At 63.2% G+C, this 14,816-nt stretch carries 14 protein-coding genes; 10 read left to right on the top strand and 4 right to left on the bottom strand.

What is annotated here, in order from left to right; all coding sequences use genetic code 11:
* Positions 1-5: 5 nt before the first annotated feature.
* Complete coding sequence (gene msrQ / locus BM136_RS22060; protein WP_092975791.1) at positions 6-662, top strand: protein-methionine-sulfoxide reductase heme-binding subunit MsrQ; 657 nt, start codon at positions 6-8, stop codon at positions 660-662.
* Between the two features lie 69 nt (positions 663-731).
* On the opposite strand, the gene lysA is transcribed toward msrQ, so the two are convergent.
* Both lysA and BM136_RS22050 read right to left on the bottom strand, forming a co-directional pair.
* A complete protein-coding gene (gene lysA, locus BM136_RS22055) occupies positions 732-1,991 on the bottom strand; it encodes a diaminopimelate decarboxylase (protein ID WP_092975901.1) in 1,260 nt (419 codons plus the stop codon).
* Between the two features lie 64 nt (positions 1,992-2,055).
* Positions 2,056-2,289, bottom strand: a complete 234-nt coding sequence (locus tag BM136_RS22050; protein WP_004634541.1) for an LPS translocon maturation chaperone LptM — start codon at positions 2,287-2,289, stop codon at positions 2,056-2,058.
* Positions 2,290-2,427: 138 nt separating this feature from the next.
* Here BM136_RS22050 and cyaY point away from each other — a divergent pair, with 138 nt between their 5' ends.
* Positions 2,428-2,772: an iron donor protein CyaY gene (gene cyaY, locus BM136_RS22045; RefSeq protein WP_092975788.1), complete on the top strand. Its 345-nt coding sequence runs from the start codon at positions 2,428-2,430 to the stop codon at positions 2,770-2,772.
* 69 nt (positions 2,773-2,841) lie between these two features.
* Here cyaY and BM136_RS22040 read toward each other — a convergent pair whose 3' ends face one another.
* Positions 2,842-5,256 carry a penicillin-binding protein 1A gene (locus BM136_RS22040; protein ID WP_092975785.1) on the bottom strand — a complete coding sequence of 805 codons (2,415 nt, stop codon included), beginning with the start codon at positions 5,254-5,256 and terminating at the stop codon, positions 2,842-2,844.
* A 452-nt stretch (positions 5,257-5,708) separates the two neighbouring features.
* Between BM136_RS22040 and pilM the strand changes: the two genes are divergently transcribed.
* From pilM to BM136_RS22000, 8 genes are all read left to right on the top strand, one after another.
* Entirely contained in the window at positions 5,709-6,779 is a 1,071-nt protein-coding gene (pilM, locus tag BM136_RS22035; RefSeq protein WP_175537195.1) for a type IV pilus biogenesis protein PilM, read from the top strand.
* Between the two features lie 10 nt (positions 6,780-6,789).
* Complete coding sequence (locus BM136_RS22030; RefSeq protein WP_092975779.1) at positions 6,790-7,422, top strand: PilN domain-containing protein; 633 nt, start codon at positions 6,790-6,792, stop codon at positions 7,420-7,422.
* A 2-nt stretch (positions 7,423-7,424) separates the two neighbouring features.
* Positions 7,425-8,084 (top strand): type IV pilus inner membrane component PilO, encoded by a 660-nt coding sequence (locus BM136_RS22025; RefSeq protein ID WP_092975776.1) that lies wholly within the window; start codon positions 7,425-7,427, stop codon positions 8,082-8,084.
* Entirely contained in the window at positions 8,081-8,626 is a 546-nt protein-coding gene (locus BM136_RS22020) for a pilus assembly protein PilP (RefSeq protein WP_092975773.1), read from the top strand. Before BM136_RS22025 ends, BM136_RS22020 begins: the two co-directional genes overlap by 4 nt.
* Positions 8,627-8,628: 2 nt before the next feature.
* Positions 8,629-10,785 (top strand): temperature dependent type IV pilus secretin PilQ, encoded by a 2,157-nt coding sequence (gene pilQ, locus BM136_RS22015; RefSeq protein WP_302848172.1) that lies wholly within the window; start codon positions 8,629-8,631, stop codon positions 10,783-10,785.
* A 138-nt stretch (positions 10,786-10,923) separates the two neighbouring features.
* Positions 10,924-11,496, top strand: a complete 573-nt coding sequence (locus BM136_RS22010) for a shikimate kinase (protein WP_175537194.1) — start codon at positions 10,924-10,926, stop codon at positions 11,494-11,496.
* On the top strand, positions 11,493-12,599 hold the full coding sequence (aroB, locus tag BM136_RS22005) for a 3-dehydroquinate synthase (protein WP_092975764.1): 1,107 nt from the start codon (positions 11,493-11,495) through the stop codon (positions 12,597-12,599). Before BM136_RS22010 ends, aroB begins: the two co-directional genes overlap by 4 nt.
* A gap of 19 nt (positions 12,600-12,618) precedes the next feature.
* Entirely contained in the window at positions 12,619-13,785 is a 1,167-nt protein-coding gene (locus BM136_RS22000) for a deoxyguanosinetriphosphate triphosphohydrolase (protein WP_092975761.1), read from the top strand.
* Positions 13,786-14,010: 225 nt separating this feature from the next.
* Here BM136_RS22000 and BM136_RS21995 read toward each other — a convergent pair whose 3' ends face one another.
* A complete protein-coding gene (locus BM136_RS21995; RefSeq protein WP_092975758.1) occupies positions 14,011-14,685 on the bottom strand; it encodes an OmpW/AlkL family protein in 675 nt (224 codons plus the stop codon).
* Between the last annotated feature and the right edge of the window lie 131 nt (positions 14,686-14,816).

Here is a 14,816-nt window from a genome sequence, read left to right as displayed (position 1 = left end):
CTGACATGACACTGCTGCCGCCGATGTTGCCGCCCAAGCAGTTGCGTGTGGTGAAGGCGACCGCGTGGGTCGTTGCGCTCCTGCCGTTCCTGCGCATCGTCTTCCTGGGCGCGACCGATCAGTTCGGGCCGAATCCTCTGGAGTTCGTCACCCGCTCGACCGGTACGTGGACGCTGGTGCTGCTGTGCTGCACGCTGGCCATCACGCCGCTGCGCCGGATTACGGGTATGAACTGGCTGGTCCGGCTGCGCCGCATGCTTGGGCTGTACACGTTCTTCTACGGCTCGATCCACTTCCTGATCTGGCTGCTGGTCGATCGTGGACTCGACCCTGCGTCGATGCTCAAGGACATCGTCAAGCGGCCTTTCATCACTGTTGGTTTTGCGGCGTTCGTGCTGATGATTCCGCTGGCGGCCACGTCGACCAACGCGATGGTGCGCAGGCTCGGTGGCAAGCGCTGGCAGTGGCTGCACCGGCTTGTCTACGTGACCGGCGTGCTCGGCATCCTGCATTACTGGTGGCACAAGGCCGGGAAGCACGACTTTGCGGAAGTGTCGATTTACGCGGCAGTGATGACGGTGCTGCTTGGATTGCGGGTGTGGTGGGCGTGGCGCTCGCAGCGCGGTGCGATGGCCGGTGCAGCGATGCCGGCGCGCGATTGACGCTGATCGCGCCCATAAAAAAGCCGACGTTTGTGCGTCGGCTTTTTCTTTGCGGGGGGGGAGGCGGACTTACGCGGGGAACAGATGCTCCCCGCGGATCAGGTCTTCAAAGCACTCGCGCTCGCGTGCCAGGTGCATCTTGTTACCATCGACGATGACCTCGGCCGCGCGATTGCGCGTGTTGTAGTTCGAACTCATCGTGAAACCGTACGCGCCGGCCGACAGGATCGCCAGCACGTCGCCCGGCTGCACTGCCAGCGAACGATCGCGGCCGAGCCAGTCGCCGGATTCGCATACCGGGCCCACGACGTCGTAGACGACCGGGGCGCTCTGGCCTTCGCGCACCGGCACGATGTGGTGATACGCCTCGTACATCGCGGGGCGGGCGAGATCATTCATCGCCGCATCGACGATGCAGAAGTTTTTGCTCGCGCCAGGCTTGAGGTATTCGACGCGCGTGAGCAACAGGCCCGCGTTGCCCACCAGCGAGCGGCCCGGCTCGAACAGCACGGTGCGATCGCCAAAGCCGCGTTGCTCGACGCGGTCGAGCAGCGTGCGCGCGAAGGCGGTGATGTCCGGCGGCGTCTCGTCCGTATAGGTAATGCCCAGACCGCCGCCCACATCGATGTGCGACAGGCGGATGCCCTCAGCATCCAGTTGCGTCACCACGTCGAGCACCTTGTCCAGTGCATCCAGATACGGTGACACCTCCGTGATTTGCGAGCCGATATGGCAGTCGATGCCGACCACGCGCAGGTTCGGCATCGCAGCGGCCGCGCGGTACGTCGGCAGCACTTCGTCAAACGCCACCCCGAACTTGTTGCCCTTCAGGCCCGTCGAGATGTACGGGTGCGTCTTGGCGTCCACGTCCGGGTTGATGCGCAGCGACACGGGCGCGACCTTGCCCATCGAGGCGGCCACGTCGTTCAGGCGGTGCAGCTCGGGAATCGACTCCACGTTGAAGCACGCCACGCCGACTTCCAGCGCGAACCGCATTTCGTCCGCGCTCTTGCCCACGCCCGAGAACACCACCTTCGAGGCCTGTGCGCCAGCGGCCAGCACGCGCTTCAGTTCGCCGGCGGAAACGATGTCAAAGCCTGCGCCCAGCTGTGCGAACACCTGCAGCACGGCGAGGTTCGAGTTGGCTTTCACGGCGTATTGCACATGCGCGTTGCGGCCCTCGCACGCGGCGGCGTAGGCGCGATAGTTGGCCGTGAGGGCGGCGCGCGAGTACACGTAGGTGGGCGTGCCGAACTGCGCGGCAATCGCGTCGAGCGCGACGCCTTCGATCATCAGCGCGCCTTCCTGGCGGATCAGGGACTCGGACATGAGTGGGAACATTCTGGGCGCAGCCCTGGTTAAGGGCGGCGCCGGTTGAGCAAAAAAGACGGAATCAGCGGTTCGCGGGCACCGCGCTGGCGGCATCGGCAGCGGCGGGCTTGGCGCCCGGCACCGGCGGCTGCGGCACGGCGTTCGGGCCGGCGATGCCGGGGTCGGTGGTTTGCGGCGCGGTTGGCGCCGGCGGCACCTTGGGCATGTACAGCGGCCCGCGAATCCCGCAGCCGGATAGGCCTGCGACCGTCAGGGTCAGGCCGACAGTGGCTACAATGGCGGCGGTTCGTATCATCGGATGATGGTGCAGAAAGGATGCCCCAGGGGTGTGGCCCTTGCGGCGATCGGAGTCATATGGGACGAGGCGCCTGCTGGTCAGGACGGGCCGGAAAGGGCCGCCACGCAACGTCCGCGCAAGATTTTGGAGTGTAGCATGCCCCCCCTGAGCGAATCGGAGTTCCTGGCGCTGGCCGAGGCGGAACTCACCCGCATCGAAAGCATTGTCGAAACGGCCGCCGAGGAGGCCGATGCCGACATCGAGGTCAACCGTACCGGTAACGTGCTCACGCTTGAATTCGACGATGGCTCCAAGATCATCATCAACAGCCAGGCGCCGATGCAGGAACTGTGGGTGGCCGCGCGTGCTGGCGGTTTCCACTTCCGCCGCGGTGATGACGGCCGCTGGGTCGACACGCGCAGCAAGGAAGAGCTGTACGTCGCGCTATCGCGCTATGCCAGCCAGCAAAGCGATGTGGACGTGACATTGGCGGCCGGCTGAGCGCAGCGTTGTCGCCAGAGACGAAAAGAAAAGCCGCCCCGAAGGGCGGCTTTTTCGTGAGCGCGACGTTCAGTTGCCGCGGAACATGTCGAGAATCTTCTGTTTCTCCTGTTCCTGCGTTGGCGCCAGATTGACGCCAGGCTGCTGCGACTGGTCGCCGGCCGGTGCGGATGCTCCCGGCATAGCATCGCCCAGGCCCACCGAAGCCACGCCCTGACCGTTGGCGTATTCCTCGTAGGCCCAGTCGCCGGCCATCTGCACGACGCCTTCGGGCGGCTGACGCTCGGTCTGGGGCTCACCCTTGAGCGCGTAGCCCATGTAGTTGATCCAGATCGGCAGGGCCAAGCCACCACCGGTTTCACGATCGCCGAGGCTGCGCGGGTTGTCGTAGCCCATCCAGGCCACGCCCACTAGCTTGGGCGTGTAGCCGCAGAACCAGGCGTCGAACGAGTCGTTGGTGGTACCGGTCTTGCCAGCCATGTCGTTGCGGCCCAGCTTGACCTTGGCCTGGTAGCCCGTGCCGCTCGACACCACACTGCGCAACAGCGAATCCATGATGAAGTCGTTGCGCGGATCGATCACGCGCACAGCGTCTTTGCCGGCGGTCATCGGATGGCTCTGCTGCACGACGGTACCGCGCGCATCCACCACGCGATCGATGATGTATGGGTTTATGCGGTAGCCGCCGTTGGCGAACACCGAGTAGCCGCTCGCCATCTGCAGCATCGTCACTGAACCTGCGCCCAGCGCCATCGGCAGATAGGCCGGGTGCCGGTCGGCGTCGAACCCGAAGCGCGTGATGTACTGCTGCGCGTACTGCGTACCAATCGCGCGCAGGATGCGCACCGACACCAGGTTCTTCGACTTTTGCAGCGCGCGGCGCATCGTCATCGGGCCGTCGTAGCCGCCGCCGTAGTTTTTCGGCTCCCACACCTGGCCGCCGGTGTCGCCGGTCGGGATGGAGAGCGGCGCGTCATTGATGACCGTAGACGGCGAGAAACCCTTGTCCACCGCCGCCGAGTAGATGAACGGCTTGAAGCTGGAACCCGGCTGGCGCCAGGCCTGCGTGACGTGGTTGAACTTGCTGCGGTTGAAGTCGAAGCCGCCGACCATTGAGTAGATCGCACCTGTCTGCGGATCCAGCGAGATAAAGCCCGAGGCCACTTCCGGCAACTGCGTGATCGACCACTTCTGCGTCTTCGTATCCTGAATCACGCGGATCACCGCGCCCGGGCGCAGCTTGATCTTCGGCTGTGCATTGTTCGACAGCGCCGCCTGTGCAAAGCGCAGACCGTCACCCGCCAAGTCGATCGTCTCACCGGTCAGCATCGTCGCGCGCACCAGCTTGGGCGTCACGCTCACCACCACGGCCGATTGCAGATCGTCGCTGTTCGGATGTTCAAGCAGGGCGTCGTCGATGGCCTGTTCGCGCTCTTCCGCCTCGGAGGGCAGGTCGATGAACGCTTCAGGGCCGCGATAGCCGTGACGGCGCTCGTAGTCGAGAATGCCGCGGCGCACGGATTGGTACGCGACATCCTGGTCGGCCTTGCGCAGCGTAGTGTAGACGCTCAGGCCGCGCGTGTAGGTCTCTTCGCGGTACTGCGCGTACATGAGCTGACGCACCATTTCGGCGACGTACTCGGCGTGCACGTCGAACTCATGGCCTTCGCCGCGCACCGGCAGTTGCTCATTGATGGCTTGGGTGTACTGCTCTGGCGTGATGTAGTGCAGGTCGCGCATGCGCTGCAGGATGTATTCCTGACGCACCTTCGCGCGCTTCGGGTTCACCACCGGGTTGTATGCCGACGGGGCCTTGGGCAGGCCGGCCAGCATGGCCGCTTCGGCCAGGGTGATGTCCTTGATGTTCTTGCCGAAGTAGATCTGTTCGGCGCTGGCAAAGCCGTACGCGCGCTGACCCAGGTAGATCTGGTTCATGTACAGCTCAAGGATCTGGTCCTTTGTCAGGCTCGCCTCGATCTTGTACGAGAGCAGCATCTCGTAGATCTTGCGCGTGTACGTCTTCTCGCTCGACAGGAAGAAGTTGCGCGCCACCTGCATCGTGATGGTCGACGCACCTTGCGACAGGCCGCCGTGCAGGTTCGCCAGGCCAGCGCGCAGTACGCCGATGAAGTCAACGCCGCCGTGCTCGTAGAAGCGGTCGTCCTCAATGGCCAGCACCGCGCGCTTCATCACGTCGGGCATCTGCGTGATCGGCACGAAGCTGCGGCGCTCCTCACCGAATTCACCGATGAGGACGTTGTCGGCGGTGTACACGCGCAGCGGGATCTTCGGGCGGTAATCGGTGATGGCGTCGAGCGACGGGAGGTTGGGCGCGGCGACGAGCAGGGCATAGCCCAGCAGCAGCGCTCCGACGACCCCCATGGCAACGAACAGGCCGAGCATCCAGAGAAGCAGTCGCGCCCACAGCGGGCGGCGGGCTTTGGGCGGCTTGGGCGAAGCTGGGGTGGTTTGGGCAGTAGCCATTACAGGTGGGCACCGGGGGTGTCAGTCAGCGTGGCGGCGATTATATCGTCGAGGCTTCGGGAGGCCGGCGGCATCGGACGTAACAGCACGTAACCAGTGTCACGTCAGCGTACGCGACTGCACTTGTGCGCCGCGTCATGCTTACCCTGCGGGCGGATTGTGCGCCGGCCGCCCCTTGATTCAAGGCGGCTAAGAATCCGCCGATAGAAGTAGACGGAGCGGAAATCAAGTCAGACGAAAGGGGTATCCCCCGACCGTGGGGTTTTGACAACGCTTTCGGAAAGGCATGGCGCGAAATGCATCGCGGTCTGCCTGAGCGTTTGCCTGTTCTAAAGGATTTTGTGAGAATCCAGCAGCAAATCTAAGCAGGCTATGGCGCACGTTGGATTTGCGACGGGCGCCAGGGTTCAAAAAACTATAAACGGTGGGGTGTCTCTGTGCGACGGGGTTTGTTGTCCGGCCTGCTGCGCCGCAATATCGTCGGGATAGATATCGGGTCTTCCAGCGTCAAGGTGGTGGAGTTGTCCGCCAACGGCAAGCAGGGGGATTTCCGTCTCGAAAAATGCGCCAGCGAGCTGATTGAACGCAGTGCCGTCGCTGACGGCAATCTGGTGAATATCGATGCGGTGGGCAATGCGCTCAAGCGTGCCATCGCCAAGGCCGGCATCCGCGGTAAGGAAGCCGTGCTTGCCATTCCTGCAAGCCTGACGGAATCGCAAACCGTCAGCCTGCCCGACAACCTGACCGAAGACGAGCTCTTCGTGCAGGTCGAGAGCGAAGCCAATCGGCTGTTTCCGCCCTCGCAGAACGTCAATTTCGACTATGTCGTGATCGGCCCATCCGAAACCGAAGGCGGGGTCGGCGTGCGTGTCACGGCAACGGTTTCCGAGCGCGTGACCGAGCGCGTGACGGCTGCCGAGATGGCCGGCCTGAAAGCAATCGTCATGGACGTGGAAGAGAACGCCATCCAGCGCGCCATGACGCACATGCTGGCCGTCAAGCCCGACGCCACGGAAACCGAGACACGCGACATGCCCGTCGTGGCGATGTTCCACCTGGGCGGTGCGCGCTCGCATGCACTGTTCTACCAAGGCTGGAAGGAGCTGTACGAGCAGCCGATGTCAGGCTCGGGCGACCAGCTTACGCAAAGCATCTCGCGCCTGTTCTCCCTCGATCTGCTCAAGGCCGAGGTGAAGAAGCGCAAGAACACGCTGCCTGACGAATACCGCAGCCAGTTGCTCAAGCCCTCGCTGGAGACGCTGGCGATGGAAGTCGGACAGGCGATCCAGAATTTCCTGTCGACCTCGAGCGTCGGTCGCGTGGACGAAATCGTGCTCTCGGGCGGTCACGCATCGTTGCTGGGCGTGCAGACCGCGATCCAGCAACAGACGCAGATCAATACGACGCTGGCCAATCCGTTCGCCAATATGGGCGCGGCCAAGAACGTCAACGCGCGCTATCTGCAGCGCGATCTGCCGGCCTACATCGTCAGCGCGGGCCTTGCCCTGCGCGGGCTGCAATAAGGAGCAGACGATGGCCAATGAAAGCGCGAATGCCGTGAATGCGCTCCCGAACGTCAATCTGCTGCCGTATCACGCAGAGCGGCGTGCCGGTAAGCGCAAGAAAGTCTTCATGAGCCTGGGCGGCGCTGCCGTTGCGGGCGCTGTAGTGGTGTTCCTGGGTGGCATGGTGATCGATCACCAGACCGAAGAGGCGCAACGCATCAACGACATCCTCACGCAGAAGAACGCGGAGATGGACAAGCAGATCGCCGAGGTCAACACCCTCAAGAAGGACATCGACGATCTCCTGCAACGCCAGCAAGCGGTGGAAAGCCTGCAGAACCAGCGCAACCGCCCGGTGCAGTTGCTCGAGGAACTGGTGCGTCAGGTGCCGGACGGCATCTATCTCACCTCGCTCAAGCAGGATGGCGAGCGTTACACCGTGTCGGGTGTGGCGCAGTCCAACGAACGCGTGTCGGATCTGCTGCGCAACCTGGGTGCGGTGCCCTGGCTGGATCACGCCGAGCTGGGCGAATCGGTGGCCACCACCATGACGAACAACCTGAAGGAACAGCGCCGCTTGTTCAACTTCACGATCCGCTTCCAATGGAAGGCCGAGCCGGTAGCGTCGGTCAAGCCGGGTACGGCCACGGCAGGGAAATAACCATGGCGCTCTCGACCGAAATTTCGCTGGAAGACTTGGTCAGCCAGTTCCGTGGCCTGAACCTGAATGAGCCGGAAACGTGGCCGATCGCGCCGCGCATCCTGTTCATGATTCTCTCGGCCGTGCTGGTGATCGGCCTGGGTTGGCAGTTCTACTGGAGCGGCAAGTTTGACGAGCGCGACGCCAAGCGCACCGAGCAGAACAACCTCAAGTCGGCATACCAGAGCAAGCTCGCGCAGGTGGTGAACCTTGAAGCGCTGCGCAAGCAGAAGGTCGAGGTGGAGCAGCGTGTCGCCAAGCTTGAGCTGCAATTGCCCAACAAGACCGAGATGGACGCGCTGCTGGCCGACGTCAACCATGCCGGTATCGCGCGTGGCCTGACCTTCGACCTGTTCCGCCCGTCCGGCGCGGTGATCAAGCCTTACTACGCCGAGATCCCGGTGGCGGTGAAGGTGAATGGCCGCTATCACGACATGGCACTCTTTGCTGCCGACGTGGCCGCGCTGTCGCGCATCGTCACGTTGCAGAACATCTCGCTGACGGGCACCAAGGATGGCGGCATGGTGATGGAAACGCGCGCTGAAGCCTACCGGGCGCTCGACGCCGATGAGCAGGCGGCTCAGCGCAAGGCGAATGCCGCTGCCAAGGGAGGCGCCAAATGAGGGGCCGCACCATGAGCCGTCGCCGCATGTCGCACGTTCTGCGTCTGTCGCCGCTGTGCCTCGCCGTCGTGCTGACGGCCTGCGGCGCGAGCGAAGACGAGGAACTGCAGCAATGGATGCAGCAAGCGCGCCAGAGCGTCAGTACGACCGTGCCGCCGCTGCCCGAGCCCAAGCCTTACGCGCCGCGCGAATACACGACCACCAAGCAGACTGATCCGTTCAGCGTGCAGAAGGTGGCAGAACTTTCGCGCGCGCAGAACGAATCGCCGGAACCGAATCGCCGTCGCGAGCCGCTGGAAGACTATCCGCTGGAAGCCTTCAAGCTGGTCGGGACGATGAAGCGCAATGGCGAGACGGAAGGTGTCCTGTCTGTCGGGGACAAGACGCAGCATGTGCATGTGGGGCAGTACATCGGACAAAACTATGGTCGCATCGTCCGCATCGGAGACCAGGAACTCACCCTGCGTGAGCTGGTGCGCGAAGGCACGACCGAATGGAAAGAAAAAATGACGACCCTGAAAGTTCAGGAGAGCGCGCAATGACGATGCGTCTTGTGAAGGGCGGCCTGTCGCAGGCAACCCGAGTGGCCCGGGGGGGCGCGGTGGCATGGCTTTCGCTGTGCCTGTTCATGGTGGCTGGTCAGGCCGCCGCCCAGCAGGCAGCGCCTGCAGCGGCCGTCTCCGGCAACACGATCGAAAAGGTGGAGCAGGCCACGGCCGGTGAATCCACCGTGGTGACGGTCACGCTCAAGAGCGCGCCGACACAGAAGCCGGTGGAGTTCAGCACGCAGCAGCCCGCGCGCATCGCCATCGACTTCTTCGGGGCCAGCTTCGCGCAGGGCCGCGCCAATTATCAATACGGCGGGAAGCTGCTGCGTTCGGCCAATGTCGTGCAGATCGGCGACCGTACCCGCGTCGTGCTCGATCTGTCGCGCCAGACGCAGTACAAGTCGGAAGTGCGCGGTAATCAGTACGTGCTGACGCTGGAAGCGGCGCCGGTGGCGGCAGCTGTCGCGGCGCCGACCTTCTCGGCCACGACACCCGTCGCAGGCGCCGAGCGCCCGGCGGTGCGCAACGTTGACTTCCGCCGCGGCGAGGATCTCGCCGGCCGCGTGGTGGTCGACCTGTCGACGGCCAACTCGGCGATCAACATCGCCCAGCAAGGTCAGAACCTTGTAGTCGATTTCGTCGGTGCGACGCTGCCGCAGTCGCTGCGTCGTCGCTATGACGTGAGCGATTTCGGCACGCCCGTGCAGGCCATGCGTGCCACTGACAACGGCACTGGCGCACGCCTGATCATCGAGCCGCGTGGCAACTGGCAGTACAGCTCGTACCAGACCGACACGCAGTTCGTGGTGGAAGTGCGCCCAACGAAGGAAGATCCGAACAAGCTGATTTCCGGCCCGGGCTACCGTGGCGAGCGCCTGTCGCTGAACTTCCAGAACATCGATGTGCGTTCGTTGCTGCAGGTCTTCGCCGACTTCACGAACCTGAACATCGTCACGAGCGACAGCGTGACGGGCACGCTTTCGCTGCGTCTGAAAGATGTGCCGTGGGATCAGGCACTGCAGATTGTGCTCGATTCCAAGGGTTTGGCGTCGCGTCGCAACGGCAACGTGCTGTGGGTTGCCCCGCGTGGCGAGCTGGCCACGAAGGAAAAAGCCGAGCTTGAATCGCAACAGCAGGTGACCGAACTGGAGCCGCTGCGCAGTCAGGTGTTCCGCTTGAACTATCAGAACGCCGGCGATGTGCGCAACATGCTGCTGGGTACCGGTGCCGCAGGTGGGGCAGGCGGTGCTGCCGGTGGCACGACCTCGCGAGTTCTGTCCAAGCGCGGCTCGCTCACGGCGGATACGCGTACGAATCAGCTGTTCGTCTCCGACATCCCGAGCAAGCTCGAAGAGGTGCAGGCGTTCCTTCAGAAGATCGACATCCCGGTTCGCCAGGTGATGATCGAGGCGCGCATCGTTGAGGCGGACGACACGTTCAGCCGTAACCTGGGTGCCAAGCTGGGCTTCGCGTCGAAAACAAACGGCGCTGGTTACGGCAATACCTACACCAACGTGGTGTCGCCGGTTACCCAGGGCGCCACATGGGACAACAGCCCGGCAATCAGCCTTCCGGCCAACGGCATCAACGGCGTGAACGCTGCCAGCGTGGCCGTAAGCCTGTTCAATGCGGGGGCCGGCCGTTTCTTGGCCCTGGAACTTTCCGCCCTGGAAGCAGATGGTCGCGGCAAGATCGTTTCCAGCCCGCGCGTGGTCACTGCCGACAACATCAAGGCGCTGATCGAGCAAGGTACTGAGATTCCGTATCAACAGGCGACCTCTTCCGGTGCGACGTCGGTCTCGTTCAAGAAGGCCAACCTGAAGCTGGAAGTGACGCCCAAGATCACACCGGATGGCAACATCTTCCTGGATGTGGACGTCAACAAGGACAGCGTGGGTATCCAGACCACCAACGGCTTTGCCATCGACACGAAGCACGTGCAGACACAGGTGCTGGTCGAGAACGGCGGCACGGTTGTGATCGGCGGTATCTATACGCAGAACGAGCGGACTGACATCAACAAGGTGCCGCTGCTGGGTGACATTCCGGTGCTCGGCAATCTGTTCAAGAGCACGAACAAGATCAACAACCGCACCGAGCTGCTCGTTTTCCTGACGCCGCGTGTGCTGTCTGATCAACTGTCGCTGAAGTAATCGGCGGCGGCATCGCGATCTGAAAGCCCGGCCTCCTGAGTGGAGCGCCGGGCTTTTTTGTGTCCTGCTTCCGGGTTTGTGCAGGATGGTGACCAAATGCCACTACAATCAAGCTCAAATTCCTGATTTCACGCGATTTTGTCTGTTTCGAACGTATTTTTCGTCGGCTTGATGGGCGCGGGCAAGACCACGGTCGGCCGGGCGGTGGCGCGTCGGCTCGATCTGCCATTCTTCGACTCCGATCACGAGATCGAAGCGCGCTGCGGCGTGCGTGTGCCAGTCATTTTCGAGCACGAGGGCGAAGTGGGCTTCCGCGATCGCGAAACCCACATGATCGACGAACTCACCTCGCGCGATGGCGTGGTCGTGGCCACCGGCGGCGGCGCCGTGCTGCGGGCCGAGAATCGCGCGTTCTTGCGTGAGCGTGGCACCGTGATCTATCTGCGCGCCAATCCGCATGACCTGTACCTTCGCACACGCCACGACAAGAACCGGCCACTGCTGCAGACCGAAAACCCGCGTGCCAAGCTTGAAGAACTGCATGCGATCCGTGATCCGCTGTACCGTGACGTGGCGCACTTTGTCATCGAAACGGGCAAGCCCACTGTCGCCCAGCTTGTTAATATGGTCCTGATGCAACTTGAGGTGGCCGGCATTGTTGTGCCGCCCGCGGGCGCCTCCTCCTCCTCGCAAGTCTCCCCTCAGTCATGATTACCGTTGATGTTGACCTTGGCGATCGCGCCTATCCGATCCATATCGGCTCGGGGCTACTGTCCAAGGCTGAGTTGTTCGCCCCCCACATTCGCGGCGCGCGCGCCGTGATCGTCACCAACGAGACCGTCGCACCGCTCTATGCGGCCCAGGTCGAGGAGGCCATTCGTTCGCTTGGCAAGGTTGTCGACACGGTTGTCCTGCCCGATGGCGAGTCGTTCAAGAAATGGGACACGCTCAACCGCATCTTTGATGCGCTGTTGACGGCGGGCGCGGACCGCAAAACCACGCTGGTTGCGCTGGGGGGCGGCGTGATCGGCGACATGACCGGCTTCGCCGCAGCCTGCTACATGCGCGGCGTGCCGTTCATCCAGGTGCCGACGACGCTGCTGTCGCAGGTCGATTCATCTGTGGGCGGCAAGACGGGCATCAACCATCCGCTGGGCAAGAACATGATCGGTGCGTTCCACCAGCCGCAGGTGGTGCTGGCCGATATCGATACGCTACGCACGTTGCCTGCGCGGGAGCTGGCTGCTGGCATGGCCGAGGTCATCAAGCACGGCGCGATCGCCGATGCCGATTACTTCGCCTGGATCGAGCAGAACATCAAAGGCCTCAACGAGTGCGATACCGACCTGATGGCCGAAGCCGTACGCGGCTCGGTGCGCATCAAGGCGGCCGTCGTGGCGCAGGACGAGCGCGAAACCGGCCTGCGTGCCACCCTGAATTTCGGCCACACCTTCGGCCACGCTATCGAGGCCGGCCTGGGCTACGGCGAATGGCTGCATGGCGAAGCCGTCGGCTGCGGCATGGTGATGGCGGCAGACCTGTCGCATCGCCTGGGCTTTATCGACATCGACACGCGCAACCGCATCACTGCGCTCACGCGTGCGGCCGACCTGCCAACGGTGGCGCCGGATCTCGGCGTTGATCGCTTCATCGACCTGATGCGCGTCGACAAGAAGGCCGAAGCCGGCGAGATCAAATTCGTGCTGCTGCGCAAGCTGGGCCAGGCGTTCGTGACCACGGTGCCCGACGCCGACTTGCGCGCTACCTTGCGGCACGCCGTGCTGCGACCACCGACCGAAGCGCCCGTCGCCTGAGACAAGACGAGATGGCCCGATGAACGACCGATCCGCTTTGCCTTCTGCGCCGTTCGACCTCGAAGGCCCTCTCGCCCCTTACGCCGCGCATTCGGCGCAGACGCGCGGCCGCGTGCACGCCGAGCCGCCATCCACATCGCGCACCGAGTTCCAGCGTGACCGCGATCGCATCGTCCACAGCACCGCCTTTCGCCGCCTCGAATACAAGACGCAGGTTTTCGTGAATCACGAGGGCGATTTGTTCCGGACGCGGCTCACGCACAGTCTCGAGGTCGCGCAGATTGCTCGTTCGATTGCCCGCAGCCTGCGTCTGAACGAAGACCTGGTCGAAGCAATTTCGTTGGCACACGATCTGGGCCACACGCCGTTCGGCCACGCAGGGCAGGACGCGCTCAACGACTGCATGAAGCCGTACGGCGGCTTTGAACACAACCTCCAGAGCTTGTTGGTGGTCGATCGGCTGGAGGAGCGCTACGGCGGTTTCGATGGTCTGAACCTGACGTTCGAAACGCGCGAGGGCATCCTCAAACATTGCTCGCGCAACAACGCGGCCACGCTGGGTGACCTGGGGCGGCGTTTTCTCGAGGGGCAACAGCCTTCGCTGGAAGCCCAGCTTGCCAACCTTGCTGATGAGGTTGCGTACAACAACCACGATATCGACGATGGCCTGCGTTCCGGCCTGATTACGCTGGAGCAACTCGAAGGCGTGCCGCTATGGGCTGTCCATCGGCGCGAGGCCGAGACCGCGTTCCCGAATGTCAGCGGCCGGCGCCTGATCAACGAAACCATTCGCCGCATCATCAACGCGCTGATCGTCGATCTGATCGGCACCACGCGTGCCGGCATTGCTGACGTTGCGCCGCAATGTATCGATGACGTGCGTGCCGCATCAGCGCTCGTCGCGTTCTCCGACCCGATGCGCGAAGAGGCGCGCGCGCTCAAGCGCTTCCTGTTTGACAACCTGTATCGGCATTACCTCGTGATGCGCATGGCCGCCAAGGCGCGCCGCATCATCGACGATCTGTTCCGCGTCTTTATGGATGACCCGCGTCTGCTGCCGCCGCAGTACCAGGCGAAAGCCAATCCCGAAGAGCAGCCGCGCTGGATCGCGCATTACATCGCCGGCATGACGGATCGTTACGCTATCAAGGAACATCGCCGCATCTTTGCCATTGATGCAGCTTGAGTAACGGCTGTACCGTTACTGTTCGGGTCGCTATCCGCCCGCCTGGCTCCCAATCGATCTGAAACCAGATCGAAATCAAACGCCCAAAAAAAATGCCCGGCCGCCCCAACGCATGCCGGGCCGAACGCGCCAACCACCGCCGACGAGCGCCCCCGCCGTCGACGGCCCCTGCGGCACGTCGGTAAAAGTCGATCAGGACAGTGTCAGTTCGCTGATCGCCCTCCCTTAAAAGCGATAGCCCAGGCCGACGCCCAGCAGCCACGGGTCAACCTTCACTTTGCTGATGGTCTGGCCGGCCATCTTCACGTCGGCGCTGATCCAGGTCTTTTTCAGGTCGACGTTGAAGTAGAGACGTTCGGTCAGGCGATAGTCGAAGCCGGCCTGCAGCGCGGGGCCGAAGCTGTTTTTGCTGAGGTCCAGCGAACCAACGCCCGGCACCTGCAGATTCACATTCGAGATGCGCGTGTAGTTGATGCCCGCGCCCACGTACGGCTTGAAGCGCGACTCGGGCGTGAAGTGGTATTGCATCGTCAGGACGGGCGGCAAGTGGCGGAAGCTGCCGATCTTGGTCGGGCCGCCCAGCGCGCTTTGCATGACCGTGACGTCCTGTTGTTGCGGGTAAGTCAGGATCAGCTCGGCCGCGAGGTGCGGCGTGAAGAAGTACGAGATGTCCAGCTCGGGCAGGACCTTGTTGTTGATCTGAATGGCGTCAGCCGGAATGGCCAGCGCCGGCACCGCGTCGGATTTGTTGGCGGCTGTCAGGTTGACAGCGCGCAGGCGCACCATCCAGTTGCCGGTGGCCGGCGGTAAGTCCGTGCTCTGCGCAAAGGCGGTCTGGCTGAATCCGGCGGCAAGCATTCCGGCGGCTACAGCTACGGCGGCTAGGCGGTGAAAAGCCATGAATCGCTCCCTCTCGTGTTGTCTCGTGATGTGATGGGAGCCAGTCTCGCGGGGAAGTTGCTTGGCCGATTTGCTCGGGATCAAGTTCACCCCGTCGTCGATGCCGTGGACGGTCGCCAATTTGACGGCAC

The organism is Ralstonia sp. NFACC01 (assembly GCF_900115545.1).
GTDB lineage: Bacteria > Pseudomonadota > Gammaproteobacteria > Burkholderiales > Burkholderiaceae > Ralstonia > Ralstonia mojiangensis.
The sequence above is the reverse complement of the archived record's forward strand: the minus strand, read 5'-3'. Positions and strand labels throughout refer to the sequence as shown.